Here is a 15,049-nt window from a genome sequence, read left to right as displayed (position 1 = left end):
AGCCCGGAAGCCCGGAAGCCCGAGAGGAAACCGAGGGTGCCATCGAGCCGGAGCGGTAGGGCTTCCCGGCCCTGCCGCTCCCGTACGCGGACCTCCTGCGCAGGTTTGGTCCCTCGTCAGGGGCCGACCTCAGCCGAGCCGTCGGCTTGAGCATCGGCGTGGCCGGCGCACGCACCGCACCACCCGGCGGCCGGGTGTCGTCATGGACCGGCTTCCGGACGCACCTCGGGACCCGCACGGCGGTGGCACCCGTCGCAGCCGTGCGATCCGTCATCGTTGTGGAGTCACCGCGCGACGGGTGGCCCGGACCCTCCGATCGGTCGTACACCGCCGCCTGGCGGTGCCTGCGCGGCCCCGCGGTCGACGATGGGGACATCGCGCCTGAGCCCGGCGCCCGCCCCGTGTTCCGGTGCCGGGCGGGCGGGAGGGGGCCGGCCGGTTCGCTCCGCGACCGTGTCACGGAGCGCAGTGGGTTCGACGCCGCACTCCCGTCCAAGTGGCCATCGCTCTCAGCCCCGCGCCCTCGCACCAGTGCGGTCCGGCTGACCGCCCCTCTCCCCTGGACGCCTATGGGACTCCGAGGGGCGGAACCGTCGGGTACCGGTATGCGGAGGGCCCGCTTCCCCGTAAAGCCCCGGGCCGATGTCGGACCCTTGTCCAGCGGCGTCAGGGCAACACCCTTCAGCGTTTCATGAAGGAGGCACACCGAGTGATCATCCACCGACAAATCAAGTCATTGCAGGAGCCACGCGAAAAGCTCGCTGCTCCGCGATGCGAGATCAATACGGCATGAAAGGCTTCCCATCGGTGTCGATCTGTCGAAGCGGTTGGATCCCGACGAACTCCGCCGCCGCGCCGATCCGTTACTTTCCGCGCTTCCCTCGTACCCGTCAGATGGCGGAGATCCCCCTCATGCCGTCGCACCCGTGCCGAACTACGCCGGATCGCGATCTTCACGCACCTACCGGGCACACCGAGCGGGCTCCTTACGAGGTGATTCGACTCCTCAGATCACGCTCCACGGGTTTCTCGACGGAGGGCGAATCCAAGGAGCAAGACGGCGCGCCGGGGCAATCCTCACAGGTTCTCCACACACGCGGTGCGATTGGATTAGACCTTTGCAGCCGAGGGGGCGGGCCCTGACGTCCACACAATTGGGGAGGTGGAGGGGCCCGAGTTTCCGGAGTTCACCGTTCGCGGGGCGAGACCGCCCCCGACCACGTCAACAGCGGGCGCCCGGGCACCACCCGGGGCCGGCCGCGCACCTCGTCGTCCGCGCACGAGCGCGACGGCAGTCCGCTCGCACGGGAGCTCCGCCGGGGCGCGTGACGGCGCTCCGCCGCACCGGGTCTGACGAAGGGCCTGCGTACGGCCCTCTCAACGGACCGCCGGGAACCCCTACTTCATGACACCGGACACCTCATGGCACCGGACCCGCAGGTGCGTCGTGACGCCTACGGGGCGCCATCACCGCACCCCGCCACCTCCGGGCCGACGAACTCGACCTCAACGACCTCGTACATCTCCGTGCGGTCAGCCGCACACCTGGTCGGCCGCTGCCGCCCGCTCAGCGGAAACGGATTCCGCACTTGGATCCTCGTTGCCACCGTGATGGAGCGCGAACAACGCCTTCGCGTTGTCCAGCATGCTGAGTGGAGGCTGCCCGATAGCACTGGTAAGCCTGGTCAGCGTTTCTTCATCTGATTCTGCCGCCTTTGCTTCGCCTGCTTCTTTCATGCCACCCACCTTCCGCCGTATTAGTTCATTCATTAACAGAATCCCAGGCTATACGCGCACTTCGCAAGAATCAATACCGGTACCTCCAGGGGTGCTATCGAGGCGGAAGGCGGGTCGGGATCCCTTCGGCCCCGGTGGCGGTGAGCGCGACCGTGTTTGGGGCGCACAGCATGATCCCGCCCTGAGTCGACTACCGGTCCGGGAACGTAGCAGCATCATAGGGACGCCTACGCCGCTCCGGGTGTCGTTTCCCGAGCAGATGACGACATGCCGCCACGCGACCACACGGGCGCGGCCACGGAGGATTTCCGGTTTCGAACCGACAGTGATCGCTCCGGGTGTCTCCCGTGATGCGCGGTATCCCGCCGGGCTTCCGTGAGGGAGCGGGTCGGAGTCAACAAGTGGGCTGGGTGGTAACCGAGTTACCCGGACCACGACCCCGTCGTCCCAGTGGCGGATCGGGGTCCGACCACCCGCTGATAGCCTGCCGACATGGGGATCGCAGTAACCAAGTAGTCCAGGTGTGCCGTACCACGGCTGAGCCACGCCGGTCCGACCGGCGGGGCGTGTTCGTCGTACCGGCACGGGAGCGTCCTCACGACCCCGCGGTCGTGCCTTCCTCTGCCTGGAGTGCCCACCCCCGTGAACAGCTTGCCGCGGACACGAGTCCGCCGTCCCGTCGACCGGCGAAAGCCGGCTCTCGCACTGCTCTCCCTCCTCCAGTTCCTCATCGCCGTGGACGTGACCGTCGTCCATGTCGCGTTGCCGTCCATCGGCGCGCACTTCCACACGCCGACCGCGTCGCTGTCCTGGGTCGTCACCGGATACACCCTGGTCGGCGGGGGCCTGCTGCTCCTCGGAGGCCGGGTCACCGATCTGCTCGGCCGGCGGCGGATGTTCCTGCTCGGCGCCGGCCTGTTCGCCCTCGCTTCACTCGTCGCCGGTCTGGCGCCCGACCTACCGACACTGATCGCCGCCCGCTTCGCCCAGGGTGCCGGTGAAGCACTGGCGTCGCCCGCGGCGATGTCGTTGATCGCCCTGCTCTTCCCCGAGCCCACCGAACGGGCCAAGGCGCTGGGCGTCTGGGGAGGGATCTCCGCCAGCGGGCTGGTCGTCGGGCTGCTGCTGTCGGGCGTGATCACCGAACTGCTGCACTGGCGCTGGATCTTCGGCGTCAACGTTCCCCTCGCGGCCGTCGTGCTGCTGATCGCACCGAGGCTGGTCCCCGCCGACGGGCCACGCGTCCGGAGCGAACGCCTCGACCTCCCGGGAGCCGTACTGCTGACGGCGGGACCCCTCAGCCTGGTGTACGGCGTCCTGGAGTCGAGCCCCTGGGCGATCGCCGCGGGCGTGGTGCTGCTGATCGCCTTCGTCGCCGTGGAGGCACGCACCCGACACCCCCTCGTGCCCCTCTCCTTCCTCACCCACCGCACCCGGGCCGTGGCGAACGCCGCGACCGTGCTGCTCAGCGCGGCGCTCTCCACCGTGTTCTTCCTGCTCACCCTCTACGTGCAGGACGTCATGGGGTGGGGCCCGTTGAGAGCGGGAGCCGCCTTCCTGCCGTTCTGCGCGGCGCTGCTGCTGGCCGTCTCGCAGACCGCCCGGCTGATGTCCGCCCTCGGCACGAAGCACACCGCGCTGGTGGGGCTGGCCTGCACGGCACTGGGCCTGGCCTGGCTGGTCCGACTCCCTGACGAGGGCGGCTACGCCGTCGACGTACTGCCCGGGATGGTCGGCGTCGCCGCGGGCATGGGAATCGGCCTGATCGCGCTCCAGAACGCGGCGCTGCTCGGTGTCACGGAACACGACGCGGGCACCGCCGCGGGCGTGCAGCGCTCGGTCGACCAACTCGGCGGTGCGCTCGGGTTGGCCGTGTTCGTGGGTGTCGCCTTCGGTGCGGCGGGGGTCGACGGTTTCCGCACCGCCTTCCTGTGGGCGCTGATCGGGGTGATCACCGCAGCGGTCGGGCTGGGCCTGGCCGCCCGCGAAGACGAACCGGCTTGACCGGCTGATGGACTGACGGCTCACCAGTTCGAAGGCGGGGCCCCGGGTGTAGGACGTCCTGCACCCGGGGCAACCGTGCACCGATGTGCCCGCGGACGGGTCGCCAGATGCGGATGGCGGTGGAGGCCCGCGCGTTCGCCTCCAGCTGACCGCTCCGCCCCGAACGGGAACGGCTCAGGGCCGCGCCCGGCCGCCGGCCGTGGGCCAGTCCCATCACGGTCAGCTCGGGCCACTGGCCGAGTCACCGCGCCACCTTGGCCTCGTACACCGTGCGCGGTGCGAGTACCGGGTTCGGACGGACGACGAGGTTGAACACGTCCGACAAGCCGTGCGGTGCGTACACGCGCCACCGGCCGTCCGGCTCCACCCGCACTCCCAGACAGCAGGTCGTGGCGGCGAAGCTGTCGATGGCGGCTTCGGTGGAGGCGTACGGCGGGCACGCCGCCTTGAACTTCTCCTCGTACCAGAGGTGAACCCGGGCCTCGTTCCGGATCTCGACCTCGACCGGTAGGTCGGCGAACACCCGTCGGCCGGCTTGGATCACCGCGTCCTCCGCTTCCCAGGACAGATCGCGGTCAGTGAGGGGTCGACCACCGTGTGCGAGAGGGGTCGGGGTGGGCGACCTTCGGCGTGCGGATGCCGTTCGTTCATCTGGCGGCCGCCCCGAGGCCCATGAACGCGCGTTCAGTGTGGATGAACGCGCGTTCATCCCTCCATCGAAGGGGCCCGGCGCCATGAGCGACCAGGGCCGGAACGGAACGAAACGATGCGCAAGACCATCCCGGCCGCCGTTGCGACGCTGGCCACCGTGCTGATCGCCACCGGGTGCAGCTCGCCGTCCGAGGCGAGTGGTTCGGGCGGCTCGGAGAGCCTCGTCGTCTACAGCAACTCGGTGTCCGACGGACGCGGCGAGTGGCTCGAGAAGGAGGCCGAGAAGGCGGGCCACACCCTCCAGTTCGTCGACCTCGGCGGTGGTGACGTCCAGAACCGACTGCTCGCCGAGAAGGCCAACCCGGTGGCGGACGTCACCTTCGGCCTCAACAACGTGTACTTCGAGAAGCTCAAGGAGGCGGGGGTCCTCGACGCCTACACCCCCGCCTGGTCCGAGGAGGTCGACGCCTCGCTCGGGGACGCCGAAGACAAGCAGTTCTGGCCCATCGTGCGCGAGCCGATCATGCTGGTGTACGACAAGGCCGCCTACCCCGACGCGGCCCAGGCCCCGTCCGACTGGCCGGACCTGTGGACCGAGCAGGAGTTCCGGAAGGACTACGAGGTACCCACCGAACTCGGCGGTGCCACCACGCAGATGGTGTTGGCCGGCATCCTCAGCCGCCACCGCGACGACCGGGGCGACCTCGGCATCAGCCAGGCCGGTTGGGACGCCGTCGAGTCCTACTTCGAGCACGGTGTGCCCTCCGTGCCGAACACGGACCTGTACGCGCAGATGGCCGCCGACAAGGTCGCCGCGGGCCAGATGTGGTTGTCCGGAAAGGCCACCCGCGAGGAGCAGTACGGGATCGAGACCGAAGCCGTCCGACCGAAGACCGGCGTTCCGATGGTGGTCCAACACGTCGGACTGGTGAAGGGGACCGAGAAGGCCGACGCGGCGAAGGAGTTCATCGACTGGTTCGGCAGCGCGGACGTCCAGGCCGCCTGGTCCGCAAAGTTCCACACCGCGCCGACGAACGAGGGCGCACTAGCGGGGGCGGACGCCGAGGCGGTCGAGGTCACCGACTCCTTCACCGAGCAGGACATCGACTGGTCGTTCGTGGCGGGCAACCTCGACCGGTGGACCGAGAAGATCGAACTCGAGTACCTCCCCAACTGACCCCGCTGCCCGGGCGGTCGGTCTCCGCTGTCCGTCGCCCTCGACCCGGCCCAAGGACCACTATGATCACCTTTGATGACGTTTCGGTGAGGTTCGGCACCTTCGAAGCGTTGCCCTCCTTCTCCCTCCACATCGCGGAGGGGGAGTTCTTCACCCTGCTCGGACCCTCCGGATGCGGGAAGAGCACGGCGCTGCGCGCGGTCGCCGGGTTCGTGGACCTCAGCGCCGGGGACGTCCTCGTCGGCGGCAAGAAGGTCACCCACCTGCCGAGCGGCAAGCGCGAGGTGGGGATGGTCTTCCAGAACTACGCGCTGTTCCCCGGGATGAACGTGCGCGAGAACATCGCCTTCGGGCTGCGCGCGCAGAAGCGGCCGGGCAGCGAGATCGACCGGCGGGTCAACGAGATCGCGGACCAGGTCGACCTCTCCCAGGAACAGCTCGTCAAGGGGGTGGCGGAACTCTCCGGCGGTCAGCAGCAGCGCGTGGCGATCGCGCGCGCCCTGGTCATGCGGCCCAAGGTGCTGCTCCTCGACGAGCCGCTGTCCAACCTCGACGCGAAGCTGCGCCGCCAGCTGCGCAGTCAACTCAAGGACCTTCAGAGCCAGTTCGGGATCACCACCGTCTACGTCACCCATGACCAGGACGAGGCCCTGTCGATGAGTGACCGCATCGCGGTGCTCGACCGGGGGCGGATCGAGCAGGTCGGGACGCCCGAGGAGGTCTACGAACGGTCGGCGAGCGAGTTCGTGTGCACGTTCATCGGTGAGGTCAATCGGCTGAGCCCGCGGCTGGTGGGTGCCCTCGCCGCCCGTGGCGCCCCGGAACTCGACCCCGCCGAGTCCACCTACGTCCGGATCGAGAAGATCGGCCTGGTGCGGGAGGGGCAGTCGCACGGGGGGCCGTCCGTCCGCGGGACCGTCATGTCGCGCACCTACCACGGGACGCACAGCGTGTACCGCCTGCGCACCGAGCACGATGAACTGCGGGCCGTACTGAGGGACGGCGACGGGCCGCACATCGCGGTGGGTCAGGAGGTCGACCTCGTCTTCGACCCGGCGTCCCTGATGCGGTACCGCGGTGCGTCGGCGGCCGGGGGGCGGGGATGAGCCGCGCACTGCGGACGATGCTCCGCTCGCCCGTGGTCGTCGTCGCGGGGGTGGCCCTGGCGTGGTTCGTGTTCACCTTCCTGATCTATCCGAACGCGGTGCTGCTGAAGGAGGTCTTCGCACCCGGGGGCTCCTTCAGCGGTCGCGCCTTCCAGAAGCTCTGGTCGTCCGAGCGCGCGCTGGACTCGTTGCGCAACAGCTTCGTGCTGGCGGCCGTCCTGACCGTCACGGTGAACGTGCTCGGGGTGTTCATCGTCCTCGTCACCCGCTACTTCGCGGTCCGCGGCGCGCGTCTGCTCTGGCTCGGGTACGCGACGACCCTCGTCTACGGCGGTGTCGTCGCCGTCTCGGGGTACTCCTTCGTCTACGGCGAGACCGGCTTCGTGACGCGGCTGCTCCTGCGGGTGGCCCCGGGGTGGGATCCCGCGTGGTTCTCGGGGATGTTCGCGGTCGTGGTGGTGATGACCCTCACCGGCACCGGGTACCACATGCTGTTCCTGTCCTCCGCCCTCGCCCGGCTCGACTACCAGACCATCGAGGCGGCCCAGCAGTTGGGGAGTTCACCGTGGCGCATCCTGCGCACGATCGTGCTGCCCGTGCTCAGACCGACCCTGTTCGCGGTCACCGTCCTGACGTTCCTCGGCGGGCTGGCGGCCTTCGCCGCGCCCCAGGTCCTCGGCGGCCGGGAGTTCCAGACGATCACCCCGATGATCCTGACGTTCTCCGGCAACCCGGGCTCCCGCGACCTGGCCGCCACCCTCGCCCTGGTCCTCGGGCTGGCCACGCTGCTGCTGCTCGCCGTGCTGAACCGGCTCCAGGCGCAGGGCACGTACTTCTCGGTGTCGAAGGTGTCCACGGCGCTGACGAAACAGCGCATCGGCCGTCCGGTGGCGAACGCGGTCGTCCACCTGCTCGCCTACGCCCTGTTCGTGGTGTACCTCGTCCCGCCGCTGCTGATCGTGCTCTTCTCGTTCACGGATGCCGCGACGATCGCCTCGGGCGACCTCGGTGCGAGCAGTTTCACCCTCGCCAACTACGAGCGGGTGCTGACGGACGCGGCGGCGTCCTGGCCGTTCGTGGTGAGCGTGGGGTACGCGGCGGTGACCGCGGTCGTCGTCCTCGGGATGATGCTGTTCGTCGCCCGGATCCTCCAGAAGTTCGTCAACGCCGTCACCGTCACCGTCGAGTACCTGCTGCACATCCCCTGGGTGCTGCCGAGCACCCTGACGGCGCTGGGGCTGATCATCACGTACTCCGTGCCCCGACTCCCGGTGGGCGGGACGGTGTTGAGCGGAACGGTCGGCCTGCTGGCCGTCGCGTACGTCACGGCCAAGATCCCGTTCACCTTGCGCATGCTCAAGGCCGCCTACGCGAGCATCCCGGTCTCCCTGGAGGAGGCGTCGGCCCTCCTCGGCGCCGGTACGCTGCGCACCTACCGTCGGGTGCTGCTGCCGTTGGTCCTCCCGGCCGCGGCAGCCGTCAGCGCACTGAACTTCACCAGTCTGCTCGACGACTACGACACGGCCGTCTTCCTCGCCCACCCGCTCTACCAGCCGCTCGGCATCACCATCCAGAACGCCGCGCGGGGCGAGGGCACCAGCGACGCCACGGCCCTGACCTTCGTCTACACCGTGCTGCTGATGGTCATCTCCTCGCTCGCCATGTGGTTCGTGTACGGCCGCAACAGCGGCATGGGGAAGCGGCGTTCAGGCCGATGGCGACGGCGTCGGCCCACGCCCTCCGGCGTGCGGGCCACCACCACTGCCACCACCGCTTCGACGGCGTCCACCGTCTGAGGGAAGGAACCTCCCCCGTGTTCGGACAGATGCAGTACCGGAACGTCAACGCGCTGTTCAACGCCCACCTCGCGCAGCGCACCCCGCTGATCGCGGCGCACCGCGGTACGGGGCTGGGCAACGTCCAGGAGAACACCGCCGACGCCGTGGAGGCGGCCCTGCGGCAAGGCGCCGACATGGTCGAGTTCGACGTCGTCCGATCGGCCGACGGCGTGTTCTTCCTCCTCCACGACGGCTACGAACGTCATGCGTTCGACCTCGACGTCGATCTGCGCACCCTGCGGGCCGAGGAGATCCGGGCCCTGCGGTACCGCTGGACCCGCCATGACGCCCCGGTCACGGAACTGGGTGCCGTGTTCGAGCGGTTCCGCGGTGAGGTGCTGTTCAACGTGGACCGGTCGTGGTGGTACTGGGACGACCTGTTGCCGTTCGCCGACCGCTACGACATGGCCGGGCAACTCGTCCTCAAGAGCCCCGTGGAGGAAGTGTGGTTGGAGAAACTGCGACGGCATCCCGTCAAGTACCCGTTCATCCCGATGGCGCGCTCACTGGCGGACGTGGACGCCGTGCTCGGTGACCCCGACGTCAACCTGGTGGGCGTCGAACTCCTCGCCATCGGCGAGGACGACGCGTTGGCCCGTCCCTCCGTCGTCCGGGACCTGCACGGGGCGGGGCTGGTCTGCCTCCTCAACGCACTCAACCTCGCGAACGGCGTGCCCCTCTTCGCCGGTCACGACGACCACACCTCCGTCTTCGGTGACCCGGACGACGGCTGGGGGTGGCTCATGGAACACGGTGCGGACATCATCCAGACCGACTGGCCGGATCTCCTGGCCCGCTACCGACAGCAGGTCCGCGGCACCCTCCCGCGGCAGTACCACCGTCGCAGCGAACCGGCCGCGCGGGCGCGGCGGACGGGGTGAGCAGGTGCGACCGCGTTCCGAGTCCGACGGCGCGTCCCCGCTGAGGGTCACCATGGAGACCGTCGCCGCTGCGGCCGGGGTCTCCCGGGCGACCGCCTCGCGCGTGTTCTACGGCTCGACGCCGGTGACCCCGCGCACGAGGGACGCGGTGTACGCGGCGGCGGAGCGCCTCGGGTACGTCCCCAACACGATGGCCCGCTCACTGGCCGCGCACGGTTCCGACGTCCTGGGCCTGCTGGTGCGCGACCCGACCAACCCCGCGTACGGTCTGCTGTTCAGCGAGTTGCAGGCCCGGGTCAGCGGGGCCGGCCTCCAGATGGTGACGGTGGCGCCCTCCCGGAACGAGGGCGCCCAGTACGAACGTCACGCGCTCAACCGGCTGCTCGGGCTACGCGTCGGCGGCATGTTCGTGGCCACCGGAGTGATCCGCGCCCACATGTTGGAACCGTTCCTCGACCTCGTGCCGGTCGTCGTGGTCGGACGGCCGGAACCCCATCCGCGCATCCACAGCGTGTCCTACGACGAGGACGACAACGCGGCGCAGCTCGCCGACGCCGTCGGGGCGCAGGGGCACCGCTGCGTGGCGGTGGTGACGCCCAGTGCCGACAACTCCGTGCCCGAGCACCGGCGCGGCGTGGCGATGGCCCGCCGGCTGCGTCAGCACGGCATCCGGGTGCACCGGATCGACTCCCCCACGTTCGGGCGGGCCGAGGAGGGCGGACGCGAGGTCATCGACCTGTACCGTGCGGGCCGGATCACCGCGGCGATGTTCCCCTCGGACTGGCGTCTGCTCGCCTTCCTCCCCCTCGCCCAGGCGGCGGGCGTCCGGGCCCCCGAGGACCTGTCGCTCACCGGGTGCGACGGGATCCTGCCCGGCATCGACCTGTTGGGGTTCACCACCGTGCGCATCCCGGTGGAGCGGGCGGCGGGGCGCGCGGTGGAGGTGATGCGGGCCCTGCGGGACGACCGGGTCCGGACGCCCGCCGCACAGGAACTGCTGCCCGGCGTCTTCGTGCCCGGCCGCACCCTCGGACCGGCGCCGGGGACCGCTCGGTGAGGTCCGTCCAGGGGTGATCGAGACGATGGACCGGAATGCATGTGATCAAGCGCACATATCGCCCGATTCAAGCTCAACCCCCGCAATGCATAGACATGTTGCACCCCGCGAATCCCCTCGCGCCTCACACGGCACCCGACCCCACACCCCTACGGACATAAGGTAAGCCTTACCTAACTAACACCTTCCCTGTCCGGAGGTTCGTCATGCCCGCCCCCGTGCCACCCCTGCCCGACGGCTCCCCAGCACCTCGCGAAAGCACCCGGAGGAGCACCGATCGGCGCGGCCTCCTGAAGTTGCTCGGCGCCGGGGGCGTGGCCGTGGCCGCCGGTGGTGCGCTCGCCGGCTGCTCGTCCCGCGAAGTGCAGGACGGGAAGGGCACCGCACCGAGCGGTTCGGCCGGGTTCACGGTGACGGACCAGCGCGGGGTGAAGGTCTCCTTCGACGGTCCCGTCTCCAAGATCGCCACCACGGTCATCCCCTCGCCGTCGATCCTCGCCGCGGTGGACGGCGGTGTCGACCGGATCGTCGGCATCAACGAGTCGACCCTCGTCGCCAACAAGCAGGGCATCTTCGGCGAGATGTTCCCCGCTTCCACGAAGACCCGGACCGTGTCCGGAAGCGATTTCGTCCCCAACGTGGAGACGCTGCTCTCACTCAAGCCCGATGTCGTGATCCAGTGGGGGGACATGGGCGACGAGGTCATCGCCCCCCTGGAGAACGCCGGCTTCAAGGTCATCGGGTTGACGTACGGCACCCAGGAGAAGCTGGAGACCTGGATCTCCCTCTTCGGCAAGCTCACCGGGAACGCGAGCCGCGCCGACGACCTCGTGTCCTGGATGCACGCGGAGAAGACCGCGGTGAGCGCGCTCGTCCGCGGGCAGCAGCGAACGGGCCAGAAGGTGCTGTACCTGCGCGCCGCCGCCGACGGGTGGACCTCGTACAACGGCAGCGGCTACATGAACTTCTGCACGGAGCTGGTCGGCGGGGTCAACCCGGCCAAGGACCTGAAGGCGGCGAGCCCGCAGGTGTCCACGGAACAGATCCTGGAGTGGGACCCCGACGTCATCCTGCTCAGCGCCTTCGACGAGAAGCCGCCGGCCGCGTTGTACGGCGACGCGAAGCTCGCCCGGGTGCGGGCGGTGCGCGACCGGCGCGTGTACAAGATCCCGCTGGGCGGATACCGGTGGGACCCGCCGTGCGCCGAGTCCCCCCTGATGTGGCGGTGGATGGCACAGGTCCTGCACCCGTCGACCGCCGGCGCAGGCGGACTCCGCGCCCAGCTCACCAGTGCGTTCGACCGGCTCTACGGCTACCGGATCTCCCCCGCCCAGGTGGACGACGTCCTCCGGCTCGACCTCAACTCCAGGAGCAGCGGCCATGACGGCTTCCGCGCCTGAACGCACGGTGGACGCGCGCGGGGACCGGCCGTCCCGTACGTGGACCCGCGGCCTGCCCCTGCTGGGCGCGGTGTGTCTGCTCGTCGCCCTGGGTGCGCTCGCCGTGGGGCGGTACGTGGTGCCGCCGGGCGAGATCGTGCGGATGCTGCTCGGGCAGGTGGTCCCGGTCGGCCAGACCTGGACGGCCACCGAGCAGACCGTGGTGCTCGACGTCCGGCTGCCCCGGCTGATCCTGTCGGTGCTCGTCGGCGGCGCGCTGGCGCTCGGCGGCGCGGCGCTCCAGGGCGTGTTCCGCAACCCGCTGGTCAGCCCCGACGTCATCGGCGTCTCTTCGGGGGCGTCCTTCGGCGGGGTGCTCGCCCTGGTGCTGGGGCTCGGCTCGGTCGGCCTGGTCAGCAGTGCCTTCGTCTTCGGGCTGGCGGCGCTGGCGGTGGTCCTGATGATCGGACGGCTCTCCATCGGCTCCCCGTTGTTGATGATCGTGCTCGGCGGCACCGTCACCGGCGCCTTCTTCGCCGCACTGGTCTCCTTCACCACCTATGTCGCGGACCCCTACTCGGAGTTGCCGTCGATCGTGTTCTGGCTGCTGGGCAGCCTGTCGACCGCCGACTACGGAAAGGTCGTGGTGGCTGCCGTGCCCATCGTGGCGGGTGCCGTGGTGGTCCTGGTGCTGCGGTGGCGGCTCAACGTCCTCTCCTTGGGCGACGAGGACGCCCAGGCCCTCGGGGTGCCGCCGCGCACCACCCGGTTGTGGCTGCTCGCGGCGGTCGCCCTGATGACCGCCGGCGCGGTCGCCGTCTCCGGGCTGATCGGCTGGGTCGGGTTGGTGGTGCCGCACCTCGCCCGGCTCTGGGTCGGCACCGACCACCGGATCCAACTGCCGGCCGCGTTCCTCGTCGGCGGCGCCTACCTCACCCTCGTCGACACCCTGTCGCGCACCGTCACCGAGGCCGAGATGCCCCTGGGGATCCTCACCGCCGTCATCGGTGTCCCCTTCTTCGTCGCGATCCTGGCCCGCTCCCGCAACCGACTGTGGACGACCGAATGATCCAGGCCCGTTCCCTCGGCTACCGCTACACCCGCGAGGACTTCGTCTTCCGCGAGGTCACCGTCGCCGCCCACGAAGGCCGCGTGCACGCCGTGCTGGGGCCCAACGGCCGTGGCAAGACGACCCTGTTGCGCTGTCTCGCCGGGCTGCTCACCCCCACGGAGGGGACGGTGGCCAGCGACAGTCCGGTGTCGTACGTACCGCAGTCGCACAGCACCGCCTTCTCCTACCCCGTCGCCGACATGGTCCTCATGGGGCGCTCCCGACAACTCAAGGCGTACGCGTCGCCGGGGCGCCGTGACCGACAACTCGCGGACGAGGCCCTGGAGCGCGTCGGCATCACCGCCATGCGCGACCGGGACTACGCCCACCTCAGCGGCGGTGAACGGCAACTGGTGCTGATAGCAAGGGCGTTGACAGCACAGTGCCGGATCATGGTGTTGGACGAACCGGTGTCCGCCCTGGACCTGCGCAACCAGGCCCGGGTCCTCACCCTGTTGCAGTCGCTCGCCGCGGACGGCATGGGCATCACGCTCACCACCCACCACCCCGACCACGCCCTGCACCTCGCCGACGACGTCACCCTCGTGCTCGGCCCCGAGGACGTGCGGACCGGCCCCGCCGCCGATCTCCTCACCGCCTCCACCCTCACCGAGGTGTACGGCCTCCCCGTCACCACCCCCCGGGCCGACGGCCCGCGCGGACCACGCACCCTCGTCGTTCCCGATCTGGGGCCCGAACGCCCCACCAGCACCGCTGAAGGCGCCCCATGAACGGCTCCCCCGCTCCCGACGCTCCCCCGCCGCGCGAACCCGCGCCACCCATCCTCAAAGCGACGATGGGCCGCTCGACGGTCGACCGCACGGTCCCCGACCGACCGGTCCCCACCTTCGACCTCTACGAGCTGACCGCCGCCCGTCTCGACGGCTGCCGCGGGCTGATCCTCTCCCTCGACTGCGACCAGGTCTTCCTCAGTGAACGGGCCGACCTGCTCGCCGACTGGGTGCGCGGGGGCGGCCGCGTCCTCGTCAACGGGCACGTCAACCGGCCCTTCCTCCCGGGCCTCGCACCCTGGCGACGTCTCGACCACCGGGGTCCGCGTGACCTGCGGATCACCCCGGTGACCCCGCACCCGATCTGGGCGGGCGTCGACTTCGACGAACTCCTCTACCGCACCGGGGTCCCCGGCACTCCCACCGGCGAGGAACTCGCGCGCGTCGGCGTCGCCGGCTTCTACGGACGCGGCTACCACGGTGCGCTGCCCGAGGACGCGACGGTCATCAACGGCATCGGCCCGTACCGGCTCCCGATCGACATCAGTTACCCCCTGGGCGCCGGGGCGGTCCTGGCCCACGCCGGGAACGACCTGCTGTCCTTCAGCGACCACGACCGCACGACCCGCCACCTCGGGGCGCGGCTGCTCCACTGGCTGGAGGGACCCCGATGAGCCCCGGGCCCGCCCGTCTGGGCATCCTCCACGGGGGCAGCTCCTTCCAGCTCGCCACCCTGGACGACCCCGCGGTCCGCCTCTGGCGACCGCGCGCCCACTACCTGCCCGAGCTCGCCGCGGGTGATCTCGCGGACCTGGACGTCCTCCTCGTCTGCGACCGGCTGCACGGCGCCCGACTCGCCGCTGCCGCACCCGAGGTCCTCACCGTCGCGGAGCGCGGCGGCACGGTGATCGTCCTGGGGGAGAACGAGATCACGCCCTGGCTCCCCGGGCTGCGGTCCCACCGTCCGGCGGAGACCGACTTCTGGTGGTGGCGCACCGGCGCGGACCCGGGGGTGCGGCGGCGTTCTCCGGACCACCCCGCCTGGCGGCACCTCAGCGAACGCTCGGTCCGCTGGCACTACCACGGCCTCCTCCGCCCTCCGGAGGGAGCCAGCGTCCTGGCCCTGACCGAGAAGGAGGGCCCGGGTCCCGCGGAAGTCCTCCTCTACGAGGACCGCGTCTCCACCCCGGGCCGTCTCGTCGTCACCACGATGGACCCGGTCTACCACCACGGTTCCGCCTTCATGCCCGGTGCGACGCAGCTCCTGTACGGGCTGCTCGGCTGGACCATGGGCGAAGCGGGTGCGCCGACGGCTCCCGGCGGGGCACCGTAGCGCCGGCCCCGTACCGCACGAGGCATCCCCGGGCGGGATCGCCG

General features: G+C 70.3%; 12 protein-coding genes and 1 pseudogene. 11 read left to right on the top strand and 2 right to left on the bottom strand.

Going from position 1 to position 15,049, the window contains the following annotated elements; genetic code table 11:
* Positions 1-1,533: 1,533 nt before the first annotated feature.
* Positions 1,534-1,737 (bottom strand): hypothetical protein, encoded by a 204-nt coding sequence (locus ACFV88_RS15075; protein WP_385490600.1) that lies wholly within the window; start codon positions 1,735-1,737, stop codon positions 1,534-1,536.
* A gap of 642 nt (positions 1,738-2,379) precedes the next feature.
* Here ACFV88_RS15075 and ACFV88_RS15070 point away from each other — a divergent pair.
* On the top strand, positions 2,380-3,741 hold the full coding sequence (locus ACFV88_RS15070; protein WP_385490597.1) for an MFS transporter: 1,362 nt from the start codon (positions 2,380-2,382) through the stop codon (positions 3,739-3,741).
* Between the two features lie 241 nt (positions 3,742-3,982).
* Here the strand turns inward: ACFV88_RS15070 and ACFV88_RS15065 are convergent.
* A pseudogene (locus ACFV88_RS15065) lies at positions 3,983-4,312 on the bottom strand (nucleotidyltransferase family protein); the annotation flags it as partial.
* A gap of 195 nt (positions 4,313-4,507) precedes the next feature.
* Here ACFV88_RS15065 and ACFV88_RS15060 point away from each other — a divergent pair.
* The 10 genes from ACFV88_RS15060 to ACFV88_RS15015 all read left to right on the top strand — a co-directional run bounded on the left by ACFV88_RS15060 (position 4,508) and on the right by ACFV88_RS15015 (position 15,005).
* Positions 4,508-5,569 carry an extracellular solute-binding protein gene (locus ACFV88_RS15060; protein ID WP_385490595.1) on the top strand — a complete coding sequence of 354 codons (1,062 nt, stop codon included), beginning with the start codon at positions 4,508-4,510 and terminating at the stop codon, positions 5,567-5,569.
* 62 nt (positions 5,570-5,631) lie between these two features.
* Entirely contained in the window at positions 5,632-6,675 is a 1,044-nt protein-coding gene (locus ACFV88_RS15055; RefSeq protein ID WP_385490592.1) for an ABC transporter ATP-binding protein, read from the top strand.
* Positions 6,672-8,471, top strand: coding sequence for an ABC transporter permease (locus ACFV88_RS15050; protein ID WP_385490589.1), 1,800 nt, complete (start codon positions 6,672-6,674; stop codon positions 8,469-8,471). The genes ACFV88_RS15055 and ACFV88_RS15050 overlap by 4 nt, the downstream gene beginning before the upstream one ends.
* 17 nt (positions 8,472-8,488) lie before the next feature.
* On the top strand, positions 8,489-9,394 hold the full coding sequence (locus tag ACFV88_RS15045; RefSeq protein WP_385490587.1) for a glycerophosphodiester phosphodiesterase family protein: 906 nt from the start codon (positions 8,489-8,491) through the stop codon (positions 9,392-9,394).
* A gap of 4 nt (positions 9,395-9,398) precedes the next feature.
* Positions 9,399-10,451, top strand: a complete 1,053-nt coding sequence (locus tag ACFV88_RS15040; RefSeq protein WP_385490584.1) for a LacI family DNA-binding transcriptional regulator — start codon at positions 9,399-9,401, stop codon at positions 10,449-10,451.
* Positions 10,452-10,657: 206 nt separating this feature from the next.
* Positions 10,658-11,851, top strand: coding sequence for an ABC transporter substrate-binding protein (locus tag ACFV88_RS15035; RefSeq protein WP_385490581.1), 1,194 nt, complete (start codon positions 10,658-10,660; stop codon positions 11,849-11,851).
* Positions 11,832-12,899 carry a FecCD family ABC transporter permease gene (locus tag ACFV88_RS15030; RefSeq protein WP_385490579.1) on the top strand — a complete coding sequence of 356 codons (1,068 nt, stop codon included), beginning with the start codon at positions 11,832-11,834 and terminating at the stop codon, positions 12,897-12,899. Before ACFV88_RS15035 ends, ACFV88_RS15030 begins: the two co-directional genes overlap by 20 nt.
* Positions 12,896-13,672 (top strand): ABC transporter ATP-binding protein, encoded by a 777-nt coding sequence (locus ACFV88_RS15025; protein ID WP_385490576.1) that lies wholly within the window; start codon positions 12,896-12,898, stop codon positions 13,670-13,672. The genes ACFV88_RS15030 and ACFV88_RS15025 overlap by 4 nt, the downstream gene beginning before the upstream one ends.
* The gene (locus tag ACFV88_RS15020; protein WP_385490573.1) at positions 13,669-14,346 is read left to right on the top strand and encodes a hypothetical protein; all 678 of its coding nucleotides are present in this window, start codon (positions 13,669-13,671) and stop codon (positions 14,344-14,346) included. The genes ACFV88_RS15025 and ACFV88_RS15020 overlap by 4 nt, the downstream gene beginning before the upstream one ends.
* Entirely contained in the window at positions 14,343-15,005 is a 663-nt protein-coding gene (locus ACFV88_RS15015) for a hypothetical protein (RefSeq protein WP_385490570.1), read from the top strand. Before ACFV88_RS15020 ends, ACFV88_RS15015 begins: the two co-directional genes overlap by 4 nt.
* The last annotated feature ends 44 nt before the right edge of the window (positions 15,006-15,049 follow it).

It is taken from the genome of Streptomyces sp. NPDC059816 (genome assembly GCF_042732055.1).
GTDB lineage: Bacteria > Actinomycetota > Actinomycetes > Streptomycetales > Streptomycetaceae > Streptomyces.
Note: the sequence above shows the minus strand (reverse complement) of the source record. Positions and strands in the feature narration are given on the sequence as shown.